This window comes from Aquimarina ulvae (assembly GCF_053613295.3).
The window spans coordinates 300,563-324,532 of record NZ_JBSIBP030000004.1; the positions used below are offsets into that span (position 1 = coordinate 300,563).

Here is a 23,970-nt window from a genome sequence, read left to right on the forward strand (position 1 = left end):
AAAAATGAACAGTTTAACTTTTTAAAAAATTCAGTTTTATGAAGATCGAAAACACAAAAGCGCAGATGCGCAAAGGTGTTCTGGAATATTGCATACTTTCAATTCTTAGGGACGATGATGCTTATGTAGCAGAGATTTTAGAAACCCTTAAAGATGCAAAGATGTTAGTTGTAGAAGGCACAATATACCCCTTACTCACCAGACTTAAGAATGCCGGACTACTCAGCTATCGCTGGGAAGAGTCGACGTCAGGACCACCACGTAAATATTACGGACTTACAGAAACAGGAAAACTATTTCTGAAAGAATTAAATACCACTTGGGACGAATTACAAAATGCAGTAACTATAGTTACTAAACAAAAAAAGAAACAAAAATGAACAAGACAGTCAATATAAATTTAGCAGGCATATTTTTTCATATAGATGAAGACGCTTACTTAAAGCTGCAGCGCTATATTGAGGCAATAAAACGTTCATTTACTGACTCGCAGGGAAGAGATGAAATTATTGCTGATATCGAAGCTCGAATTGCAGAACTTTTCAGTGAAAAAATAAAAGATGAAAGACAGGTCATCGGAATCAAAGAAGTGGACGAAGTGATCGAGGTCATGGGACAACCCGAAGATTATAGACTGGATGAAGAAATTTTTGAAGATGAACCAAAATCATCTTATCAAAAAACTACAAAATCCAAGCAATTATTTAGAGATACCTCTAACTCCTATGTAGGAGGTGTAAGTTCTGGTTTAGGTCATTATCTGGGCATAGATCCTATTTGGTTGCGAATCGCTTGGATACTCTTTACTGTATTTTCTAGTGGAGCCTTTATCCTTATCTATATAGCATTTTGGATTTTTGTACCAGAAGCCAAAAGTACAGCAGACTATTTAGCGATGAAAGGAGAAGCTGTAAACATAAGCAACATCGAAAAAAAAATCAAAGAAGGATTTAATGATGTGGCAGATAAAGTAAAGGACGTTGATTATCAAAAATACAGTAATAAGGTTAAAAGTGGATCTACCAATTTCTTTGATGCACTCGGAGACGTACTATTAGTAGTATTGAAGATATTTGTAAAATTTATAGGAGTACTTCTTATTTTGGTTGCAGGAATCGCACTAATTAGTCTATTTATTAGTCTGTTTACAGTAGGTACATTAGGACTTATTGACACACCTTTTACAGAATATATTGATGTTGTTAATCATCCCAATGTTCCGATATGGTTGGTATCGCTACTCGTATTATTTGCAGTAGGTATTCCATTCTTCTTTTTATTTATTCTTGGACTAAAGATTGTAATCAACAATTTAAAATCAATAGGAACACCAGCTAAACTAGCATTACTAGCGGTATGGATTCTATCGGTTATCGGACTTACTGTTGTTGGAATACGTCAGGCAACACTTGAAGCATATGATGCTGAAGTAATTGAAGATACCAGAAACATATACCTTGTGTCTGGTGACACCTTAAATATAAAAATGGTTGGTAATAACCGATATATAAGAAATTTATATCACAGAAATGATTTTAAAATCAAAAGAGATGAAAATGACAATAAAATAATCGTTACTCAGGATATCGAAGTCTTCATCAAAGAAAACAAAGAAGATTCTATTCCAAAAATTACCATAAGAAAGAAGGCAGAAGGAAGTAGTTATGATAACGCTAAAGAAAGAGCAGCAGCTATCAAATATAACTATGAAACCAAAGGTAATTTGCTATTGTTAGATGGATACGCGTTTACGGATTATGCAAACAAGTTTAACGATCAGGAAGTAGAAATCATTATTTCGATACCTGAAGGTATGACCATACTGGCAGATGATAACACTTCTGGATTTAATAATACTTGGAAATACGATGATTATCTGACCATAGATGGCAAAGAGGGAAAGTATCTACAAATGATAAATGGTAAACTTACTTGTCAGGATTGCCCAAAAGATGAATGGCGATATAATGAATGGGAGGATGATAGTGACCCTAATGCTAAAGTAAAAATTAATATCAATTCAGACGACGACAATGCCAATCTTAAAATTGACGAAGATGGAGTGCAAATCAAAAGTGAAGAAGTAGATATTAAAATAGACAAAAACGGAGTCAAAATCAAAACGGATAATTAATCAATCTGTCCGCCTTTGGCGGATCAACAAAAAACGAACAGTATAACAAATTAAATCACTCTAACTATGACCACAATAGCAAAAATCATTGTAACCTTATGTGTCTCTGCCTTATGTTGTTCTTGCAACATAGCATTTGATGGAATCCGAGGTGAAGGTGAAGTAATCAGAAAAGAAAAAATTATTAACGAAAATTTTACTACGATTAAATCAAGTAGAGGTTTAGATGTAGTATTAACGAATAAGAAAGATCGAAAAGTAATTATTGAAGCGAATGAAAATCTTCATCAGCACATAGAGGTATATGTAGAAGGAGAAACGCTTTATATTACTTCTGATAAAAATATTTACCAGGCAGATGAAAAAACAGTCTACGTTTCTTACGATAAATTAGGTAAAATATCTGCTACAAGTGGCTCTAAAATTACATCCCTGGGAACTGTCGTGCAAAAAGACCTTGCTATCAGTGCAACCAGCGGTGCAGATGTAGAACTAAAAATAAAAGCAGAAACATTGACTACATCAGTTACTAGCGGAGCAATGATGGATTTATCCGGTAAAGTAAATAATCATAATGCAAGTGCAACTAGTGGCGCAGATATTAGAGCCAAAGAATTATTAAGTTTAGTATCAGAAGCAAAGGCAACTAGTGGCGCTATGATTAGAATCCACGCTAAAGATCAGTTTACTGGAAAAGCAACCAGCGGTGCAAATATTAACTATTACGGAGAACCCGGAAAAGTTGATGAAGTAGAAAACTCTGGAGGAAATGTAAAAAGAAACTAGACTCATAAAACAAGCACCTAACCTATAAATCCACAACCAACCAACCAACCAACCACCAACCAAAAAATAAGACCACCTGAAAAGCTCCCATTGTTGACAGACAAGTTATTTAGATATTTATGCTTTTCGGGTGGTTTTCTTTTTGCTTCATTTTTTAAAACCTACAAAAAGATCAATCCAAAAATTTAATCAATCTGTCCGTATCAGGTAGGTCAAAAAACGAACATTATGTTAAAAACAATTTTAGTCAAAACTTCCATATCTTTTTTTATCATATTCATGCCTTTTACTTTACTAAAGGCCCAAAGCAAGAGATCTCTTAAAAAAACAATTCTGGAACTTGATAATAAATTCTGGGAATCTTATAATTCTTGTGACATCAATACATTCAAAACATTTTTTGTAGAAGATTTTGAATTCTATCACGATAAAGGAGGGCTCACTGCTGGACTTGATAATATGATATCTAGTGTAAAAAATGAATTGTGTAAGCCTGAAAACCCTAGTGTTCGAAGAGAAGTTGTAGAAGGAAGTGTAGAAGTATTTCCCCTTACTAATTATGGAGCAATTATTACAGGAGAACACGTTTTCTATGTTTCAGAAAAAGGAAAAGAAGAAAGACTGGCAGAGATTGCAAAGTTTACACACGTTTGGCAACATAAAGATAATCAATGGAAAATGACCCGCGTGCTTAGTTATGACCACCAACCTGCTCCACAGAATACTGACAAAAAAGAAATTACTTTATCTGATGAAATCCTTAATCAATATACAGGAACCTATCAGGCACCACAAACAGGTACTGTAGTCATCACAAAAAAGGACCAGTTATTAGAAATCAATGCGGGTAAAATGCAGGTCATTGTATATCCACAAACCGAAACTTTGTTTTTTCATAAGCAAAGTCCATTGACTTTTGAGTTTATTAAAAATAGTAAAGGGGACATATCCAGAATAATTGTTAGAGAAAATGGACAAATTGCCGAAGAAGCTCAGAAAATAAAATAACAAAATTAAAATACTATTTTTTAAGCAACCGATCTTTGCTTTTAAAAACTAATTAGTCTCTTCTGTAAAGAGACTTTTTTTGGTATAACTTTTGAAAAACAAAAGTCTGTAACTATTTTTTCAAAAATTAGTCTTTTTATCAATATTTTTAATATCTATTATACGTATTCATCGAAAAAAGAGTTTTAAAATCTAAACTATATACAACATGAGAACACTTTTGCTTTCACTATTTTCAATATTTATTCTCGGAAACATACATGCTCAGAAAAAAAGAGTAAAAGGAAATAAAATCGTTATGACCGAAGAAAAGATTGTTGATGCTTTTCATACTATTGAATTATATGATAATTTTGAGGTTTCTATTGATGAAGATAGTGATCCTATTATAAAAATTGAAGCAGATAGCAATCTTCAGGAGTTTATCGACGTAAGCATACAGGATAGTATCTTAAAAATAAGATCAACAAAAGAATTTAGACGAGCCAAAGCATTAAATGTTACTGTTTCGTTCGCTTCAGAACTGAAGAAAATTAAAACACATGACAAAATAACCCTCAAATCTTTAGCTCCTATAAAATCCTCAAAACTCCGTATTGAAACCAATGACGATTCTGAGGTGTTTTTATCTGTGGATACCGGTAAAATAACTGCTGTTACAAACGGAAAATCAAATCTCGATTTACATACAGATACCAAAGAAGCCTTTTATCAAGTAAATGAAAATTCAGAATTAAAAGGAATTGTCACTGCCGATAGTTTAAAAATTGATTTGTACCAAAAGGGCTATGCAAAACTAGAAGGGAATGTACAAGCTATGCTGCTGAGAGCCGATGGAGATACTGACTTCTATGGAGAGAAATTAACTTCGAATAGTACAGCTGTTATTGCTGAAGGCTCTAGCAAATGCTTTCTAGTATCAACTCAAGAAATCACTATTGAAGCAATAGATGAAACTGAAATCTATCTTCTAGGAGAGCCAAAAATAAATATGACTAAGTTCGAAGGCGAAGCTACTTTGTACAAGAAAAAAATTGACTACTCACCAGGTATACTTAGATTAAAGTAGATATATTACATAAAAAAACCTGCCTGATTTAAGAAATCAGGCAGGTTTAAAATAATTTTTGGTTTAAAATCCTAGGCAGAAACCTCTTCGCTGGTTTCTACAGTAGCAAGGTATCTTTCTGCATCCAATGCTGCCATACATCCTGTACCGGCGGCGGTAATTGCCTGTCTATATTCTTTATCCTGAACATCACCAGAGGCAAAAACACCTGGAATGTTAGTTTTGGTCGACTTACCTTCTGTAATAATATATCCGGTGTCATCCATATCAATCTGATCTTTAAAAATATCGGTGTTTGGTTTATGTCCTATTGCGATAAACAAACCGGTGATAGAAATTTCTGATTTCTCTCCTGTCTGGTTGTTAACCATACGTAACCCTTCTACTACCTGGTCTCCCAATACTTCATCAACTTCGGTATTATAAAGTACTTTTAGATTAGCTGTATTATTGACACGATGTTGCATCGCTTTGGAAGCTTTCATATAATCTTTACGCACAAGCATTGTAACACTAGAACAAATATTTGATAAATAGGTAGCCTCTTCTGCAGCCGTATCGCCAGCACCAACAATAGCAACATCCTGACCTTTGTAAAAGAACCCGTCACAGACTGCACAGGCAGAAACGCCACCTCCTCGTAATTTCTGCTCGCTTGGTAATCCTAAATACTTTGCTGTGGCACCAGTTGAAATAATCACCACCTCAGCTTCGATTTCTTTCGTATTATCTACGGTTACTTTATGAATACCTCCTACTTCTTCACTAAATTCTACCGAAGTAGCCATTCCGATTCGTACTTCAGTACCAAAACGTTCTGCTTGTTGTTGTAGTTGCACCATCATCGTTGGTCCATCAATACCTTCTGGGTATCCCGGAAAATTATCTACTTCAGTAGTGGTCGTTAACTGACCACCTGGTTCCATACCCGTATACATAACAGGTTTAAGATCTGCTCTCGCTGCATATATTGCTGCAGTATAACCTGCAGGTCCCGAGCCTATAATAAGGCATTTTATTCTTTCTATAGTATCTGACATAATCTTATTCGTTTTAACTGCTGTAAAAGTAGTAATTTGGAGATAAACCTTACAGTAAAGTTATTAAGAATTATTATACACTTATAGACATCTTAAATAAATATTAAATTGAAATATAATAAGAGGCCAGCCCTTTATATTTGTAATTAAATCTGCTCCTATCGTGAGAAACCACCTAATTATCATCCTCTTACTAATCCATTCGGTAATATATTCACAAAATACAAAAGTGGATAGCCTAAAAGTTATAGTAAACCAGCATACCGCTCAGGATACGAAGAAAGTTGATGTATTAAATCAAATAGGTTTCGAATATTGGATCATTGACCCCAATGAATCGCTTACATATGGTGAAGAGGCTTTAGAACTTTCTAAAAAACTTACGTATGATACTGGTATTGCTACGGCAAATAGAATTGTTGGAGTAGCCTACTGGGCACAAGGAAATCAAAATAAAGCGTTACAATATCTTATTCTATCACAAAAAAAATTTCTGAGTATTGGTAATCAGGAAGGTGTCGCAAATACAATGCTAAACATTGGAATGGTATATGCTGATCTTAAAGAATATGATAAAGCATTAAAAAATTATAATGACGCTATTGATAATTTTACAGCATTAAACCTTACAGGTCGCATCGCCACGGTATTCACCAAAATTGGAACCATCCATATCGAAAAAGGAAATCTATCCGATGCAAGGATCTATATTTCGGATGCTTTAAAACTTCATAACCAAAATAATTTTAAATACGGAATCGCTGAAGCTCATAATCGTTTAGGAATTCTTTATCTAAAAGAAAAAGAGTTTACACAAGCAAAATTTCATATTGAAAGATCTATCTCTGTTGGAAAAAAAATTGGAGATGAAGATGGAATGATTAGTAATCTAATACAATATGGCAAACTATTAAGGTTAGAAAATAATTACGAAGCTGCCGAGATTCACCTAAACTTAGGACTTAAAAGAGCTCAAAATAATCATTTAAAAAAGTATGAGTTACTAGCCTATGAAGAACTTAAGGAGCTTAGAAAACAACAAAACAAACCAAAAGAAGCACTCGCTTTTTATGATGCGTACTCAAAACTAAAAGACACTATCTTCAATACCGAAAAATCTAAGCAAATTGCCTACCTGGAATTTAAAAGTCAACTGGAAAAACAGGAAAAAGAGCTTGAATACTTACAAGAAAAAGAAAGGATAAATAATATCGTTACCTGGAGCTTGGTGTTTGGTATATTAATTATAGTAGTAGCTGGGTTTTTGGTTCTTACTAATGTAAAACAGCGTTCCAAAAAAAACAGAGAACTTTTTGAAAAAAGTAATGAGCTTTTACAATCCAATGAAGCACTAAATAAACAAGCGCTAGAAAATTCAAAACTAAAACACCAAGAACTGAAGCAACAATTGGCATTTAAAAATAAGGAGCTTACCTCCTATGCCATTAATTTTGTACAGAAAAATGAACTGTTGCATAATCTAAAAAGTACTGCGCTGCTGGCAAAAAATTCTGCACCGAAAGAAAAAGACAGGTTAATTGATGAGTTAAATAAAACCATTAGACAAAACTTAACTATTGATAAAGACTGGGAAGATTTTAAACGTTTTTTTGAAGAAGTACACGTCGGGTTCTATGCGAATCTCAAGGCTGAACATCCAAAATTAAGTGCAAACGATTTAAAAATATGTTCATTGACAAGGCTAAACCTTACGATCAAGGAAACTGCAAGTATTCTTGGAATATCTCCCGAAAGTGCTAAAACAGCTCGTTACCGACTTCGCAAAAAGTTGGGTTTACATCAAAATCAAGAAATCTTCACATATCTATTGGGATTAGATAACTCATAAAGAGCTGTATTATATAAAGTTCTATTAAATCATCTAGTATCAAAGTCATCTCATAAAATTATTTCTTACGGTAAAGCGAAAAAACAATCTTCCAGTACGACTCTGGAAAATATCGAAATACTTTTTTGATTGAAAAATCATACTTATAACTACAAATTTTCTCGTGCCCAACTCACATTTTTACCCCTTATCTCAATTAATTTCCCAAAATAACATCTAAAATTAACTTTTTTTAAACAGCTTAAAATCATACCATTAACCACCTTTGTTCACCTCTTGTCTACCTGGTTTTAGCAAAATCACAGTGCCCGTCTACTTTTAATCAAACACTGCTCACTCAGGGTATACCTCTTTTATTTCCAGCGACTTGCTTTCTGATATACTTTTGACCTCGGAAAACAAAAAAAATTATTAATTCTTAAAACTTGGAAAAATGCTGAGGAACAAAAAAAACGAAACCCTACTAAGACTGAAGAGTTGTTGGGTAAAAAGAAAAAATGAATTGAAAAATAAAGTACGTAATAAAAACATACAATCATGAAAGAGATGTTTGAAAATTTACCATCTGTATTAGCAATTGTGCAAGATCCTATATCACTTATCATTATAGGAATGTATGTGACGTTAATGATCTGGGAGGCGGTTGCACCGGCTCGTCAATTACCCAAAGTAAAATACTGGAAACTAAAAGGAATGATGTCATTTATGTTATTCTTTTTACTCTCCTCTTACCTTCCACTAATTTGGGATACCTATTTAATAGATTACCAAATACTTGATCTTACTGGGTTGGGCGTCTTGGGTGGAGCTGGTATTGGGTTTGTACTATATGAATTTGCGCTGTACGCCTGGCACAGAACTATGCATACAAGTGATTTCTTATGGAAAGTATTTCATCAAATGCACCATAGTATAGAACGAATGGACACCTACAGTGCATTTTATTTTAGTCCGATGGATATGATAGGATTTACATTTTTAAGTAGTTTTTGCTTTACTATTATTGCCGGATTTGACCCAAAAGCTGTAGCAATTATTATTCTGATCACTAATTTCTTTGCTATTGTACAGCATTGTAATATCCGAACTCCACATTGGATTGGATATTTGGTTCAGCGACCAGAAGGGCATACATATCACCATACAAAAGGAGTACACGCCTATAACTATGCCGATCTATCTGTTATAGATATGTTATTTGGGACTTTTAATAACCCCAAGACGCATCCTAAAGAATCTGGATTTTATTCCGGAGGATCTGACAAAATTATCGATATGCTACTTTTTAGAGATATAAACAAAAAAAAGTAAGTTGAGTAGTAATGAAATTGTTCAAGGTTTTTGCCAATTACAAAAGCCTGAACAATTTCTCTTAAAAATCAGATTAGTTATGAATATACTTCGAAATAAATACCGAAAACTATGGGATCGATTTCTTGATCTAAGAACATTGTTTTCTGCCGCTACCTATGGTATCTTGTTATTTGCAATTGTTTCTAGGACAGAACCCGATACAACAGCGTGGTTATATCTGGAAGTATATAATGTAACCCTGTTCTACCTCATCATTAATATGATACTCTTTGCCAAAGACATATTAAAACCAAAGTCCAATCTTATCTTTTCTAAAGAGTCAATGGAAGTTATCTTAGTACTTATATTTTCTGCTGTTCTCATTACTTCTTTATACCTCTCAAAAGAGAAAATACACGCCTTCGAAACTAGTAGTATAATTATAAAAATAAACGCAACATTTGTTATGGTAACTTCGGTAATAATGTGTACAAGACGCAAAGCTAGCTCTACACTAAATGAACAGTAAAAATTGAAGTTTGAAATTACATAAATCACCTATATGTCTATAGAAAAAGCAATACTACATGTTCAATTTAAATCAAATTTATCAACCCAAAGATTACAGAAAATTTCTAAAAGTCATATCGATATGATGGCGAATATAGAAGGACTTATTAAAAAATACTATTATATCAATACAGAAACAAAAACCATCGGAGGAACCTATCTATTTGATGACATACAATTAGCAAGAGATTATTTAAGATATTTTTTAATGAATGGAATTGGAATACGATATGGGATTATTCCTGATACCTTAAAAATGGAAACAGGAATTGTACAAATAGAAATCGAAGGAAAAAACAGTAAATATCAATCCAAAAATTATAATTTGGATTAGATATCCTACATTTATTCCAAAATAGAGAAAAAATGACACTTTTCGATACTTTAGATATTTTGGGAACCGTTGCCTTTGCCATTTCAGGAGCTTTGAGTGCAATGAACAGAAGGTTAGATCTTTTTGGCATCTTTATCATTGCTTTTGTAACTGCCATTGGCGGGGGAACACTAAGAGATGTTCTTATTGGTGCAACTCCGGTTTCGTGGATGCAAAACACGGTAACTTTATATCTGACAGGAGGTGTTACCGGCTTGTCAATCATCTTTAGAAATAAATTGAATTATCTAAAAAAATCTCTCTTCCTTTTTGATACTATTGGACTAGGGATTTTTACCATAATTGGAGTCGAAGCCGGAATACAAACAGATCTTAATCCAATCATATCCATTGCTTTAGGAACGATGACAGGATGTTTTGGAGGTGTTATCAGAGATATTTTGTGCAACGAAATTCCAGTTATTTTTAGAAAAGAAGTGTATGCCACAGCTTCCATAGCTGGTGGCGCTTGCTTTATGATCTTATATTATTTAAAATTACCAACAAACTTGATTTACATTGCGACTACTCTACTGATTATTGTCATACGATTAGTAGTAGTTACTTATAAAATTTCATTACCAATGTTTACTGTTAGCAACCAGAAAACCTAATACCATTCCTAATGAAAACACATTTCGAATTTAATGATTCTGAATTTGAAAAACAGCTGAACGATTGCACACTTGATTCAACTTTATTTAATCACGAAGCACACATACAGCTTGCTTAGATTCATATTTCTAAATATGGAGTCAAAGCAGCCTGCAAAAACATACCTAAGCAAATCAGCACCTATGTAGCGTATCTTGGTGGCGTAGATAAATTCAATATAACACTTACGGTTGTTACGGTTAAGATAGTGTACTATTTTATGCAAAAATAAAAATCCAATAATTTTAAGGAATTCATTGTCGAATTTCCTCGACTATTCCATAATTTTCATGAATTGTTGGAGGCCCATTATAGTTTTGATATAGTTAATTCCGAAAAAGCTAAAACCAATTGTATCGCACCAGATATAGCGTCTTTCTCTCAACTTGAAAAATAAATAAGGTGCGATGCTGCAAAACTGTTTATTTCACAAAATTGATAGTCATATTTTAAAATAATATGATCATCTAAAAAATAATTTTATAGAAGATTAAAAAATAACTAATATCCCTGTTATTTCTTTGGAAATCGATACTTTTTGGGCTATGTTCGTATGCTTAGAAAAGAATTGCACAATGATCATAGAACCTAGAACTCGCGGATTCATCTGCCTAACTGCACATCCTACAGGATGCGAACAAAATGTTATCAATCAAATCAACTATATTAAATCAAAAGGAGCAATAGACGGCCCAAAAAAAGTACTCGTTATTGGTGCTTCTACGGGATTCGGGTTGGCCTCTAGAATTACGGCTGCATTTGGTTCTGATGCTGCTACTATTGGGGTGTTTTTAGAAAAACCACCTAAACCAAAAAGACCAGCTTCACCAGGATGGTATAACAGTGCTGCTTTTGAAACCCAGGCGCACCAAGCTGGATTGTATGCCAAAAGTATCAATGGCGATGCTTTTTCGGATGAAATTAAACAACAAACCATAGCATTGATCAAAAAAGACTTAGGGCAAGTCGACTTGGTGATCTATAGTCTGGCTTCTCCAGTTCGTGTTCATCCCGTAACCAGCGTAAAACATAAATCAGTTTTAAAACCTATTGGTGACACGTATACAAATAAAACAGTAGACTTTCATACAGGAGATATCTCTCAGATATCTATCGAGCCTGCTACAGAAGAAGATATAGAAAACACCGTAACCGTTATGGGTGGCGAAGATTGGAAATTTTGGATGGATGCATTGCAAAAAGAAAATTTATTGGCTCCTGGAGCCAAAACTGTTGCCTATTCTTATATCGGCCCAAAATTAACGGAACCTGTGTACAGAAAAGGAACTATTGGTCGTGCCAAAGATCATCTGGAAGCTACTGCATTTGAGATAACCAACTCACTTAAGAATATGGATGGAAAAGCATTTGTTTCTGTTAACAAAGCATTGGTAACACAGGCTAGTTCGGCGATACCGGTTATTCCTTTATATATTTCTTTATTGTATAAAATAATGAAAGAAAATGACGTGCACGAAGGTTGTATAGAGCAAATGCACCGTTTATTTGCTGATCGTATATATAGCAATCAGGAACCTCCTACTGATAGTGAAGGTAGAATACGTGTGGATGATTGGGAAATGCGTGAAGACATTCAGTCCAAAATTAAAGAGTTATGGGATAATGCTACCACAGAAACGTTAGGAACCATTGGTGACCTGGAAGGATACAGCACAGATTTCTTTAATCTTTTTGGGTTTAAGGTTGAAGGTGTTGATTATGAAAAGGACGTAAATGAAGAAGTCGAGATTCCCGGGTTGCAGGAATAAATAGGTGTTCTATAAGTACACACTGTATAGATATATTAAAACCACGTAGTATATACGTGGTTTCGTTTTATTATAGGGAATTTACGCTTCTTTAAAGATATACATAAGATGTAACAACAATGCTGTTATAAAATTGTTGTACCCAATTCGATAAAATGAATGAGAATTATAGTTATTGCATATTATTCAATAAAGGAAAGTAGGGTTAATAAAGCGCTAAGAGAGGTGTGCGAAACTGATTCCATTAATTTTTCTCGTTTGATAGATAGTGCCAAAGAGTTCATCACTAATAATATTGTTAAAAATCAGATACCACTTGAATTCGTAATACCCTATAGTCGTATAGGAAATAAAAATGCAAATGAATTCCAAGAATGGATAAAATTTGACATCAAGAGAACGTATTCGAAAAACGATTTCAATTTAAGAGAACTACCAATTTCATTATTCACAACGACAAATGAAAATCTTTACAACTACAAAAAATTACAATCAGGTATTTTCTGATAAAGGAAATGAAAATTTAGATTTACTCACAAGTCAGATAAAAGCTGTAACAAAAGACTGGAAAAAACGCGTGATAGATGAACTTGATAATCTTGAGATAAAATTTAACTCCGGGAAAATTGATTACTCCTACTATCTCGATAAAAGGTAAGTTACTTTTCCTAAACAGACTTTCATTTTAAGTGAAAACTTCAAGCTTTTCTCTCGCAAACTAAATTAATATTGGTTGGACATTAATAAATCTCAAACAGAAAAATCGATAGACAATTTCATAAAACTTCTAAAGAGGTCAAAAAGACTTGGTAAGAAAGGAGAGGGAAAATTGTATCATAAATTTTTAATGATGATAGGTGTTTTCTTCTAAGAGATAATTATTCCAATTTTTGGCATGAATCCAGATTAATGAAAAACACTAAAGAATATGAAGAACCGGATTATACTTTAAAACCAAATTTTAATTAAAAAAACAGACCTTCGTGGAAGAAAAATACTGAACATAGTTGAGAAGTATTGAAAAGAATGTTTGAACATAGCTATTATCATTTTGCTCAAATTATTTTGACAAATAAAATCATAACGAACAATTAATACTGCATACAACACCAATAGCCGTTGCAAAAGCCAATAATTCTTAGATGATGACTAAATCCATAACAACCCAATTCATAACAACAATAAATCTGATAATTTTTAAAATGTCTCTCAACATATTTCTGTAAGGTAAAAACATTGGGCGCAATCGTTAGATCAGATCCATCAAAAAGATCTGTAACTATATGAATTTTCCAGCTTCGCTTGTCTATGTCAAAACCTATAATTGTTGAGTCTGTAATATCCTTTGTTTTCATAATGAGAAAGTTTGAAGGTTTTTATGATACTAACTTAGGATACTGTTTTTACATTGCGGCTATAATTAATACGGCTTTGGTGCTTAACTCAAAGTTTAATGATTTAAACAGAGCCCATCAAATCTTTTTTGATTTGGCTAAGTACTTGATCGGAAAATTAGTAATTTTAATCCCGTATTACTCACATCCAGAACAGTAGATATAATTACCTAAAACATGGAAAAACTTTTAACACTACTTTTTTTTATCATCGTATTAATTTCTTGTGAAAAAAAGCAAAAAAATATCATCACTTCAGAAAAATCTAATGCGGATTATACAAAATTTGTAAACCCATTAATTGGAACTAGCAAAATGGGTCATGTGTTTCCGGGAGCAACTGCACCTTTTGGTATGGTACAGTTGAGTCCGCAAACGAATTTTGAAGTTATGTTCAATAAAGATGGTAATTATAATTCAGAAACCTATGAATATTGTGCTGGTTACCAGCATCGTGACTCAACAATTATAGGTTTTGCCCATACAAATTTTAGTGGCACTGGACATTCAGACTTGGGGGATTTTTTAGTTATGCCGACAGTAGGAAATTTGGTTTTAGACCCATTGAAAACTAAAGAAGGAAGGAAGGGATTCTACTCTACTTTTTCTCATGATAACGAAGAAGCTTCTCCTGGTTATTATAAGGTAGATTTAGATAATTACAAAATTAAAGCAGAGCTTACTGCAAGTGAGCGTGTTGGTTTTCATAAATATACCTTCCCCAAATCAGATAGTTCACATATCATTCTTGATATGGTTTATAATATATACCACCATGACAATAAAAATGTATGGACTTTTATTCGTGTAGAAAATGACTCATTGGTCACTGGCTATAGACAAACCAAAGGTTGGGCAAGAGACAAAAAAGTATTCTTTGCCATGAAGTTTTCAAAACCTTTCAAAAGCTATGGTCACAAAAAATATGACACCATTAAATATGATGGATTTTATAGACGTTTTAAGCAAGATAAAAATTTTCCAGAAATGGCTGGTAAAGATATTAGAGCTTACTTTAATTTTGATACTGATGTTAATGAAAAAATAAAAATCAAGTTTGCATTGTCTCCAGTAAGTACAAATGGTGCTCTAAAAAACTTAAATTCAGAAATTCCACATTGGGATTTTAACAAAACTCGTGAAGACACTAACATTAAATGGAATACTGAACTTTCAAAAATTGAAGTAAAAACATTGAATGAAAGTGATAAGATAAATTTTTATACTGCAATGTATCATACAAACCTTTCGCCGATTTTGTATGAAGATGTTGATGGTCAATACAGAGGATTGGACCAAAACATATATACTTCTGACGGTTTTACCAATTATACTGTTTTCTCCCTTTGGGATACTTATAGAGCCTTACATCCTTTATTTAACATAACACAACCTGAGCGAAATAATGACATGATAAAATCTATGCTTGCACATCATGATGAAAGTGTTCATAACATGCTACCGATTTGGTCTCATTATGCAAATGAAAATTGGTGTATGATTGGATATCACGCAACCTCAGTCATTTCGGATGCTATTGCAAAAAATGTTGGTGATTTTGACAAGAAACGCGCTTTAGTAGCTTCTGTCAACACAGCTAACGTTAGGTATTTTGACGGAATTGGATATTATATAGATTATAAATATGTACCCGATGATAAAAGCCATTCTTCCGTTTCCAAAACATTAGAATATGCTTATAACGATTGGTGTATCGCTCAAATTGCAAAACGAGTTGAAAATACCGCTGTTGAAGAAGAATTTTTAAATCGCTCTGAATTTTACAATAACGTTTATGATGCAAAAATCGGATATATGAGACCAAAATTAGCTGACGGAACTTTTAGAAAAGATTTTGACCCTATGGATACTCACGGTCAAGGCTTTATTGAAGGTAATGCTTGGAACTATGGTCTTTATGTTCCACAGAATATTGAAAAAATGGTTGATATGATGGGTGGAAAAGAAAGATTCTCTCAACATTTAGATTCGCTCTTTACAATGGAAATAGATGAAAAATACATTGCCAAACACGAAGACATAACTCGTGATGGTATTATAGGAAATTATGTTCACGGTAACGAACCTGGTCATCATATACCCTATTTATATAATTGGACAGGTCATCCCGAAAAAACTCAAGAACGTGTAAGAATGATTATGAAAACTATGTATGCCCCAACAGTTGAAGGACTATGTGGTAATGACGATGCTGGACAAATGAGTGCTTGGTATATTTTTAGTAGTTTAGGGTTCTATCCTGTTACTCCGGGCTCAACGAATTATGCATTAGGTAGTCCGTTGGTTAAAGAAGCTACCATTCATTTGAATACTGGAAAAACTCTTTTAATTAGAGCAAAAAATCAAAGCAAGGAAAATATTTATGTAAAGAATGTTTCTGTGAATGGAAAAATCATCAATGGAAATCAATTATCACATACCGATATTATAAATGGAGGTGAAATAATTTTTGAAATGACTGATAATTTTAATCAGATAAAGTAAGTTACATCTAACCACACACAGTAGGTGTTCCAAAAATAGAAGCTACTGTACTTTGCCGTTTTAGATTTCAGTATGCTGCCTTTGCGTGCAGATAAGCCAGCCTTGCCACCCTTATATTCCGCCTCAGTAATATGTGACACCAAACTTTTTCTTTTGCAGTCTTACCTAAAACAACTACCAGCAAGCAGACATTCTTTCCATATCTTATTTTAGATACGGTACGGTACCCTTAAGATTTGTATGCGATAGTTACCAAAACACTTTTTTGAAAAGGTACTACCCCTCCATTTAGATAGTTATAATGATATTTATTTTTCACAAAATCAAAGTTATCTGGCCCTTTTTTGTAAGTACTATATAATCGTATATAACCTTTAACACTTTTACTCTCTAAATAAGCGTACACCTCTCCGATACTATACCCAGTATCCGCAAGATATTTTCTAATTGAAGCCCTAACTTCCGCAGCCGCCGTTGAACACGCTCCACAACTGCTTGTTTTTCCCATCAGAATAATAAGCTTTAATATCAGAGTTATAAAATAAAGGATATCCAAACATATACTCACACGCTTCATAGGCTTTCTGTAACTATTGATATTCTCTAAATAACCGACCAGACAAATCTCGAAAAACAAGATGAAATCGATACGCTGCTGACCGCTACTACCATTGTACTCATCCGTCTGATGTATAAAAAATCTAGATGGGTACTGCTTCTAAACTACGCTAAAAGTCCTTCTCTAGTAAGGGTCACTTAACTGGAAAAATCTAAAAATCTTCTACTCACGCACCTTTAAATTAACACTTTTTGCTGTTTTCTGTAAAAGGCACAATGTGTTATAATGTGTTTTTGCTTAAAAACTTTCTCTAAAATCTAGAACTAAGATTGCCACAAGTGTGAAAATCACACTGTAATGAAATGAATTTGTTCTTGTCAAATCCATCTGCATAAAAAAGAGCGCCATCAACAACAGAAAATCAACCACTTAAGAACTATTATTTAGATTTATTCTAAATAATTTGGCTATTTCAAAAGACATAAATATTTTTGCTTCACAAATTATTTATATCAAGTCTAAATAAAAATAAATGAAAAAACTCGTAACTACCCTAATTTTATGTATCCTAACTACGTTAGCATTTTCACAAAAAGGGACATTAACTGGTACTATAACAGATAGTAACAAAACACCTCTTATTAGCGTGCATGTTTCTTTAAAAAATACAGCGAAGGGAACGCAAACTAATGAAAATGGAGTGTTTAAAATCAAAGACATAGAAAATGGAGATTATACAGTTTCGTTTTCTTTTTTAGGCTTCAAAACCAAAGAAGTATCTATTTCTATTTCACAAAATCAAAACAAGACATTAGATCCAATTATACTTTACGAAGGAAATGAGATTTTAAACGAAGTGATAGTCAAAGGACAACGTCTAAATAAGTTTTCCAGAAAGAAAACGGCCTACGTTGCTAAACTTCCTCTCAAGGATATTGAAAATACGCAAGTATATAGTACAATTACCAACGAACTTTTACAATCACAAGTTGTTACTAATTTTGATGATGCTTTAAAGAATGCTACAGGAGTAGAACAATTATGGGCTTCAACAGGACGCGGAGGAGACGGGGCTGGTTATTATGCACTTCGTGGTTTTTCAGTTCAGCCGCAATTGGTAAATGGACTGCCAGGTTTGACAAACGGAACCATAAATCCTGCTAACATTGAACGTATTGAAGTACTTAAAGGCCCTTCTGCAACCTTGTTTGGAAATGCAGTAAGTTCCTATGGAGGACTTATCAATGTAGTTACTAAAAAACCTTATGTAGGAACGGGTGGTGAATTGTCATTTACTTCTGGGACTTACGGTTTTAATCAAATTGTTGCCGATTTTAATACTGCCTTGAGTAAAGAGGATAAACTATATTTCAGACTAAACACTGCTTATACCACAACACAAAGTTTTCAAGATGCTGGCTTTAGAAAATCCTTCTTTATAGCACCATCGTTATCGTATCAAGTAAGCAATAAACTTTCATTTTCTTTTTACGGAGAAATTACTCAAGCAGAACAAACCAACCCAACTTTTTTATTCTTGAACAGAAGTGCACCAACAGAATCTGCTAACCTTGAGGAGTTGGCTTACAACAACAAGTTATCATTTACCAGTAACGAATTAACATTGCTAAATCCAACACAGAATTATAGAATTGAAATGGATTATAAATTGTCAGACACTTGGCAATCACAAACCTTACTTTCTAAAAGTTCAACTTCTACAAAAGGATATTATTCATATCTGTTCGAATATGGTATTTTAGGCGATGATACGTTTTCTCGATTTATCAGCAAACAAAATGCAAATACACAAACCACCGATATTCAACAAAACTTTATAGGAGATTTTAAAATTACATCGCTGCGAAATAGAATCGTTATTGGTTTAGACTATTTCAATGCAACCGAAACAAGTAATAATAGTGGGTATGCATTTTACGGAAATATAACTCCAGAAGGTGGTGCAAATGGAGACAACCCTTTTACACCAAATGTTGTAGAAACAGATTTGTTTCCACTTTCAACTGCTGGAGTAGATAGCGTATTGGCATCACAAGACGTTAGCAATATAAAGTCAAAATACCACATTTATAGTTTGTACGCATCTGATGTAATCAACCTTACAGATAAACTTTCTGCGATGATAGGTTTAAGACTAGATCATTTTGATAATGAAGGCGATTTAGCAAACATGGAAGACGACTTTGACCAAACAACTTTATCACCAAAATTTGGATTATTGTATCAACCTATAAAAGATAAACTTTCTTTATTTGGAAACTATCAAAATGGTTTTACTAATGTAGCTCCTCAATTAGTTGGTAATCCGGATGAAGGTCCACAACGATTAGAAACCTTTAAGCCAGAACAAGCGAATCAATTAGAGTTTGGACTAAAAACAAATTTCTTTAATAATCGTTTGAATGCAACTATTTCCTATTACGATATAAAGGTAAAAGATAGAGTTATTATTGATCCAAATTCGCCTTTCAACAGAATTCAAGGGGGAGAAATAGAAAGCACAGGTGTAGAAATAGAAATCAACGTTAATCCAAGTAAAGGTCTAAACATAAGAGCTGGATATAGTAATAACAAAAGTATAACCACAAAAACAGATGATCCATTAATTTTAAATAAGAGACCTTTAGAGGCTGGTCCAAAAACACTTTATAATCTTTGGGCAAATTACGAATTCCAGGAAGGTAAACTTCATGGTTTTGGTGCTGGTTTTGGTTTTAATGGTGCAAGCGAGCGTTTTGTAAAAAACTATACGACCACAGGAAATTTTACTCTACCAAGTTATATCGTTGCAAACGCATCTATATTTTACCAAGCCAATACATACAGAATTGGATTAAAGTTAAACAACGCTTTTAATAAAGAATATTACAAAGGTTGGTCAACTATAAATCCACAACAGCCAAGAGCTTTATTGGCAAACATTTCATATCAATTTTAATCAATTAAGTAAAAAAGAGCAAGTGTATTTTAATACTTGCTCTTTTTAAATATTTACGAATGAATTTCAAAAAAATCATATTTCAGCTTCACAAAATATTAGGTCTCACCACAGGTTTAGTAGTTTTTATAGTTGCGATTACAGGTTGTTGTTGGGCTTTTAAAGATGAGATTGAAAGCCTGTATGATGATTATAAAAAAGTTATACCAATAAACAAGTCCATTTTAACACCAACAAAGGCTAAAAGAATTGCTAAAAAAATATTTCCTGACAACGCAGTTCATGGAACAGTATTTAAAAAACCTGATGATGCGATAGAAGTTATTTTTTATGATCCAGAACCAGAATTTTACCAAAGTGTTTTTTTGAATCCTTATACAGGAGAACTTATCCAGATTGACAATCATCTTTCAGGTTTTTTTGCTTTTATCTTAAAAGGCCATATGCGACTTTGGTTACCGAAAAAAATTGGCGAACAAGTAGTTGGAGTATCAATAATACTATTTGTTGCAATCATTATTTCTGGGTTTGTTTTATGGCTACCTAAAAAGCGTAAAAACTTAAAACAACGCTTGAAATTTGATTGGAAAAAAACTACTCGCTGGAAACGTAAAAACTTTGATTTACATTCAATTATTGGTTTTTATGTTTGCTCTTTAGCATTGATTTTGGCTTTTACAGGCTTACTAATGTCTTATGATTGGTTTCAAAAAACAATCTATCTTACCTTGGGCGGCAACAAAAATCCAACATTTTTAATCCCTAAAAATGAAAGTGAAAATTTTGAAAACACATCAGATATTTTACCAATAGATATTCTTTTAGGTAGACTTAAGAAAGAATATCGAAATGCAGAGAGTTTTGAAATTCATGATCCATACTCCACATCTGATGCTATTTTTGTCGAAGTGAGCAATAGTAAAGGTATATACTACGATTCGGACTTTTTATTTTTTGACCAAAATACGTTGAAACCCATAACATCTGAAACCATTTATGGTAAGTATGAGAACGTTAAAGTAGCCGATAAAATATTGCGAATGAATTATGATATACATATCGGAGCAATAGGAGGAATTGCTGGAAAAATAATCGCTTTTTTAGTTAGTTTGCTAACTGCAAGTTTACCGGTTACTGGGATTTTATTGTGGTACGGACGTAATAATAAAAAGAAAAATAAATACTAAAAAAGTATTGTTCACAAATTCAAAATTCATCTATACTAATACTTTATTCAAGCAAAAAAGAGTGCTTCTCTATATCCAAAAAGAACGATTTGCAAAAGAAAACCTTTGAGCAGGTTTACGCTTATTTAGTCAAGCTATGTTTGCTTTATTAGTTAAAACAGTTATCATATCCTTCCTATACTATGATACCGCCAATCGTTTTTCGAGTTCTTTGGCTCTTTGAAGTGGGATATAGTTTGCATCTGCCTCAGACCAAAACTGCAATGCTACATCAAGATATTTTCTGGCTTCATTTTTATCTTCATTTTCCAGAAGTAAAGCCATCTGATAATAATAAATAGCATCATCTGTCTTTTGGTCAATCATTTTTTGCAAAATCTCTTTGGCTTTCTCCTTATTACCTATCTTAACATAAATCTTTGCTAAAAATAATTTATTAGCAAAAAGCTTTTTGACTCTTCCATCGTCCTTATTTAAAATTTCTGCGCACTTTTGATAATCCTTAGATTGAAATGCCCATATTAGGTCAAAATATTGATCATATCCTTTTCCATAAGTTTTGTATTGCTCATTACAGTTAGGCAGCTCTTCGTCCGCTAAGTGCGATGTATAACCGCGTTCTATTGCAGCTGCAGCCGAAAAACAAGAGTAACGTGGAACATATTCTGGTGAGTACTTTTCAATGCTTTCTAGTAACTGTAATACTTTTGTTGGTTGACCTATAGATTGGTACAAATCTGCTTTAGTGTTAAACATAGAAAGGATCAATCTATTAACCGGTGTTCTTTTTACCGCATATTTTTCAAATAAGGAAATAGTATTAATTGCCTCATTTATCTGACCTGACATTTGCAAAAAATATATTTTATAGGAAAAAAAGTTGAGACTATCAGTACTTGTAGTTGCTTGTAGAATTCCCTGTTCTACTCTTTTAGTAGCCTTTGCAATATCTTGACTCCTAAAATCTAAATAAGCAAGTCTCCTTTGAATATCTGTATTTAAAGGGTCTATCGTTTCTTCGGCAAGTAAAATTTCTCGAGCTTCCTTTAATTTCCCTTGTTGTTCATAGATGGTGGCATATTTCACTTTGTCCTGTTCACGCCCTGGAAACTCACTACTCAATCGATCTAATGTATTCTTGGCCTCATCGTATTCTTCATTTTCCAACTGTAAAGCGTACATTTTTAAAAGCCCCTTTTCTACGTTACCATTGTCGACAGCTTCTTGCATCAATTCTTTTGCTTTATCAATTCCATGTTTCGATTTATATACAGAAAGTAATTGATTATAGGGCTCAAAATCATATGGAAACATTTTTCTGTGCATCTCCTGAAGCTTTATGTATGCATCCATATTATTCATCACTGCATAAAGCGTTCCTTTAGCTCTAAATTGAAGGCGTTTAGGTAATGATGCTCCATATTTAATTGCATTTTTTATATAAATAATAGACTCTTCTCTCTGTCCAAGACCATATAATGGATCCCCCACATAAAAATGGCAAGGAGCACATGTCGGATCTAATTGAACCGATTTTTTTGCTAATCTTACCACGTTTTGTAACGCTGAAGGGTTTTTGTAAAAAGCAATTCTGGATAATGTAAAATTTTTAAGTGCTTCCGTATTCTCCGTAATCAAGGCAGAGCAAGGTAAGTGTACTTGGCTGTCAAAGTTGTCTATATTTTCTAATGCATTTGGTATCTTTTCAAAGATTTGTTCTTTAATCTTATCGATTGCAACATAAGGATCTTTGTCCTCTACATTGATATCAAAAACACGTTTACCATTCTTAGTGCGGTACAAGCTCCCTTCAAAGACATATTGATTATTTTTTAATATGTACGAGATTCGAGTAAAATAATCATTACGAGATTTTTCAGCAATTTCTCGTTGCATTCCAATATTAGGGAGTTTAAAAGGTGAAAGCCCCAAACCATCATAAAAACTATACAGAGCATAAGACGAGTATGCATAAAATTCTGGTCGCTGATCTAAATTAAGTTCAAGTAAGTTAGAAAAAGCTACGCCCCACCAATCTAGCTCTTTGTCTTTAGTAAGGTTTTCGAATTCGAAGCAAGCTACTGTCTTTATTTTATTAAGTGATGGAACCATAGCCTTTACTATTTTGCCTTCTTCATCGGTTACTTCAATAATCTCACTCTGCGCAATAACGTCTCCATTAAATAATAGTGCTCCTAACAATAAAGCGACACTTACATTACCAATCACTAAAAATTTAGGCCACTTCAAAGGTTTTGATGTCGAATTTGGGTGTAATATCCCATTAAAATATGCAGTTATAATTATTGCTGGTATCAAGGCTAACCATACCAGTAGATACTTATCTACCCAGAACTCACTTAAATCATATCGCCTGGTAACGAACTCCAAAAACTGAAGTAAACCAAACCCTAAAGCGAAATACGTACCCAGGTATTGAGGAACTTTTCTGTCCCATAGATTCCCTATCCAGTTTTTTTTTGTTTCAGTCCCCATAATATTGATAAAGTTACAAAGATATGATTGATAGAAAACTATCCTAATAATCCACGGAAGATATTTATCCTCTAAAAAACAATAAATAGTACTACATTGCTATACATATCTGGCATTGATCTAAATTGTCGCAACTTGGATAAAAATGATATACGAAAGAAAGTCGATTAGGTTGTTAACTACTTACTTTATATTGACATAAAATTTCACGCTACCAAAAAAAGGAAAAATTGTAACAAAAAAGTGGATTGATGTTAGTTCCTTTGAACGAAAATAACACCATTGTGTTTCAGATAGAAAATAAAATAGAAAACCTACTAGATAC

Annotated in this window: 19 protein-coding genes; 15 read left to right on the forward strand and 4 right to left on the reverse strand. The window is 33.2% G+C overall.

Going from position 1 to position 23,970, the window contains the following annotated elements; all coding sequences use genetic code 11:
* Positions 1-38: 38 nt before the first annotated feature.
* The 5 genes from ACWGOQ_RS11105 (at position 39) to ACWGOQ_RS11125 (ending at position 4,997) form a co-directional block, all read left to right on the forward strand.
* Positions 39-380: a PadR family transcriptional regulator gene (locus ACWGOQ_RS11105; protein WP_280935442.1), complete on the forward strand. Its 342-nt coding sequence runs from the start codon at positions 39-41 to the stop codon at positions 378-380.
* Complete coding sequence (locus ACWGOQ_RS11110) at positions 377-2,134, forward strand: PspC domain-containing protein (RefSeq protein WP_452058131.1); 1,758 nt, start codon at positions 377-379, stop codon at positions 2,132-2,134. The genes ACWGOQ_RS11105 and ACWGOQ_RS11110 overlap by 4 nt, the downstream gene beginning before the upstream one ends.
* A 66-nt stretch (positions 2,135-2,200) precedes the next feature.
* Entirely contained in the window at positions 2,201-2,920 is a 720-nt protein-coding gene (locus tag ACWGOQ_RS11115) for a head GIN domain-containing protein (protein WP_452058130.1), read from the forward strand.
* Between the two features lie 228 nt (positions 2,921-3,148).
* Positions 3,149-3,928 (forward strand): nuclear transport factor 2 family protein, encoded by a 780-nt coding sequence (locus ACWGOQ_RS11120; protein WP_452058129.1) that lies wholly within the window; start codon positions 3,149-3,151, stop codon positions 3,926-3,928.
* A 208-nt stretch (positions 3,929-4,136) separates the two neighbouring features.
* A complete protein-coding gene (locus ACWGOQ_RS11125) occupies positions 4,137-4,997 on the forward strand; it encodes a GIN domain-containing protein (protein WP_452058128.1) in 861 nt (286 codons plus the stop codon).
* 71 nt (positions 4,998-5,068) lie between these two features.
* Here ACWGOQ_RS11125 and trxB read toward each other — a convergent pair whose 3' ends face one another.
* Positions 5,069-6,037, reverse strand: coding sequence for a thioredoxin-disulfide reductase (gene trxB, locus ACWGOQ_RS11130; protein WP_452058127.1), 969 nt, complete (start codon positions 6,035-6,037; stop codon positions 5,069-5,071).
* A 229-nt stretch (positions 6,038-6,266) separates the two neighbouring features.
* On the opposite strand from trxB, the gene ACWGOQ_RS11135 reads away from it, so the two are divergent.
* The 7 genes from ACWGOQ_RS11135 (at position 6,267) to ACWGOQ_RS11165 (ending at position 13,052) form a co-directional block, all read left to right on the forward strand.
* The gene (locus tag ACWGOQ_RS11135) at positions 6,267-7,886 is read left to right on the forward strand and encodes a tetratricopeptide repeat protein (RefSeq protein ID WP_452058126.1); all 1,620 of its coding nucleotides are present in this window, start codon (positions 6,267-6,269) and stop codon (positions 7,884-7,886) included.
* Between the two features lie 537 nt (positions 7,887-8,423).
* Positions 8,424-9,197 (forward strand): sterol desaturase family protein, encoded by a 774-nt coding sequence (locus ACWGOQ_RS11140; RefSeq protein ID WP_452058125.1) that lies wholly within the window; start codon positions 8,424-8,426, stop codon positions 9,195-9,197.
* Between the two features lie 79 nt (positions 9,198-9,276).
* A complete protein-coding gene (locus ACWGOQ_RS11145; protein WP_452058124.1) occupies positions 9,277-9,708 on the forward strand; it encodes a hypothetical protein in 432 nt (143 codons plus the stop codon).
* A gap of 33 nt (positions 9,709-9,741) precedes the next feature.
* Positions 9,742-10,083, forward strand: a complete 342-nt coding sequence (locus ACWGOQ_RS11150) for a YdhR family protein (RefSeq protein WP_452058123.1) — start codon at positions 9,742-9,744, stop codon at positions 10,081-10,083.
* A 32-nt stretch (positions 10,084-10,115) separates the two neighbouring features.
* Positions 10,116-10,736, forward strand: coding sequence for a trimeric intracellular cation channel family protein (locus ACWGOQ_RS11155; RefSeq protein WP_452058122.1), 621 nt, complete (start codon positions 10,116-10,118; stop codon positions 10,734-10,736).
* A 615-nt stretch (positions 10,737-11,351) separates the two neighbouring features.
* Positions 11,352-12,545, forward strand: coding sequence for an enoyl-ACP reductase FabV (gene fabV / locus ACWGOQ_RS11160; RefSeq protein ID WP_452058121.1), 1,194 nt, complete (start codon positions 11,352-11,354; stop codon positions 12,543-12,545).
* A gap of 159 nt (positions 12,546-12,704) precedes the next feature.
* The gene (locus ACWGOQ_RS11165; RefSeq protein ID WP_452058120.1) at positions 12,705-13,052 is read left to right on the forward strand and encodes a hypothetical protein; all 348 of its coding nucleotides are present in this window, start codon (positions 12,705-12,707) and stop codon (positions 13,050-13,052) included.
* Positions 13,053-13,636: 584 nt separating this feature from the next.
* On the opposite strand, the gene ACWGOQ_RS11170 is transcribed toward ACWGOQ_RS11165, so the two are convergent.
* Positions 13,637-13,900, reverse strand: a complete 264-nt coding sequence (locus ACWGOQ_RS11170; RefSeq protein ID WP_452058119.1) for a hypothetical protein — start codon at positions 13,898-13,900, stop codon at positions 13,637-13,639.
* Positions 13,901-14,116: 216 nt separating this feature from the next.
* Here ACWGOQ_RS11170 and ACWGOQ_RS11175 point away from each other — a divergent pair, with 216 nt between their 5' ends.
* Entirely contained in the window at positions 14,117-16,444 is a 2,328-nt protein-coding gene (locus ACWGOQ_RS11175) for a GH92 family glycosyl hydrolase (RefSeq protein WP_452058118.1), read from the forward strand.
* Positions 16,445-16,673: 229 nt separating this feature from the next.
* Here ACWGOQ_RS11175 and ACWGOQ_RS11180 read toward each other — a convergent pair whose 3' ends face one another.
* Positions 16,674-16,952 (reverse strand): hypothetical protein, encoded by a 279-nt coding sequence (locus tag ACWGOQ_RS11180; RefSeq protein ID WP_452058117.1) that lies wholly within the window; start codon positions 16,950-16,952, stop codon positions 16,674-16,676.
* Between the two features lie 583 nt (positions 16,953-17,535).
* Between ACWGOQ_RS11180 and ACWGOQ_RS11185 the strand changes: the two genes are divergently transcribed.
* Together ACWGOQ_RS11185 and ACWGOQ_RS11190 are read left to right on the forward strand one after the other, a co-directional pair.
* On the forward strand, positions 17,536-19,962 hold the full coding sequence (locus ACWGOQ_RS11185; RefSeq protein WP_452058116.1) for a TonB-dependent siderophore receptor: 2,427 nt from the start codon (positions 17,536-17,538) through the stop codon (positions 19,960-19,962).
* Between the two features lie 59 nt (positions 19,963-20,021).
* On the forward strand, positions 20,022-21,149 hold the full coding sequence (locus tag ACWGOQ_RS11190) for a PepSY-associated TM helix domain-containing protein (protein ID WP_452058115.1): 1,128 nt from the start codon (positions 20,022-20,024) through the stop codon (positions 21,147-21,149).
* Between the two features lie 180 nt (positions 21,150-21,329).
* Here the strand turns inward: ACWGOQ_RS11190 and ACWGOQ_RS11195 are convergent, their stop codons facing one another.
* Positions 21,330-23,645, reverse strand: a complete 2,316-nt coding sequence (locus ACWGOQ_RS11195; protein ID WP_452058114.1) for a tetratricopeptide repeat protein — start codon at positions 23,643-23,645, stop codon at positions 21,330-21,332.
* Positions 23,646-23,970 lie beyond the last annotated feature (325 nt).

Coding starts and splice junctions, on each gene's coding strand:
- ACWGOQ_RS11105 (WP_280935442.1), top strand. CDS start 39: ATGAAGATCGAAAACACAAAAGCGCAGATGCGCAAAGGTGTTCTGGAA.
- ACWGOQ_RS11110 (WP_452058131.1), top strand. CDS start 377: ATGAACAAGACAGTCAATATAAATTTAGCAGGCATATTTTTTCATATA.
- ACWGOQ_RS11115 (WP_452058130.1), top strand. CDS start 2,201: ATGACCACAATAGCAAAAATCATTGTAACCTTATGTGTCTCTGCCTTA.
- ACWGOQ_RS11120 (WP_452058129.1), top strand. CDS start 3,149: ATGTTAAAAACAATTTTAGTCAAAACTTCCATATCTTTTTTTATCATA.
- ACWGOQ_RS11125 (WP_452058128.1), top strand. CDS start 4,137: ATGAGAACACTTTTGCTTTCACTATTTTCAATATTTATTCTCGGAAAC.
- trxB (WP_452058127.1), bottom strand. CDS start 6,037: ATGTCAGATACTATAGAAAGAATAAAATGCCTTATTATAGGCTCGGGA.
- ACWGOQ_RS11140 (WP_452058125.1), top strand. CDS start 8,424: ATGAAAGAGATGTTTGAAAATTTACCATCTGTATTAGCAATTGTGCAA.
- ACWGOQ_RS11145 (WP_452058124.1), top strand. CDS start 9,277: ATGAATATACTTCGAAATAAATACCGAAAACTATGGGATCGATTTCTT.
- ACWGOQ_RS11150 (WP_452058123.1), top strand. CDS start 9,742: ATGTCTATAGAAAAAGCAATACTACATGTTCAATTTAAATCAAATTTA.
- ACWGOQ_RS11155 (WP_452058122.1), top strand. CDS start 10,116: ATGACACTTTTCGATACTTTAGATATTTTGGGAACCGTTGCCTTTGCC.
- fabV (WP_452058121.1), top strand. CDS start 11,352: ATGATCATAGAACCTAGAACTCGCGGATTCATCTGCCTAACTGCACAT.
- ACWGOQ_RS11165 (WP_452058120.1), top strand. CDS start 12,705: ATGAGAATTATAGTTATTGCATATTATTCAATAAAGGAAAGTAGGGTT.
- ACWGOQ_RS11170 (WP_452058119.1), bottom strand. CDS start 13,900: ATGAAAACAAAGGATATTACAGACTCAACAATTATAGGTTTTGACATA.
- ACWGOQ_RS11175 (WP_452058118.1), top strand. CDS start 14,117: ATGGAAAAACTTTTAACACTACTTTTTTTTATCATCGTATTAATTTCT.
- ACWGOQ_RS11180 (WP_452058117.1), bottom strand. CDS start 16,952: ATGGGAAAAACAAGCAGTTGTGGAGCGTGTTCAACGGCGGCTGCGGAA.
- ACWGOQ_RS11185 (WP_452058116.1), top strand. CDS start 17,536: ATGAAAAAACTCGTAACTACCCTAATTTTATGTATCCTAACTACGTTA.
- ACWGOQ_RS11190 (WP_452058115.1), top strand. CDS start 20,022: ATGAATTTCAAAAAAATCATATTTCAGCTTCACAAAATATTAGGTCTC.
- ACWGOQ_RS11195 (WP_452058114.1), bottom strand. CDS start 23,645: ATGGGGACTGAAACAAAAAAAAACTGGATAGGGAATCTATGGGACAGA.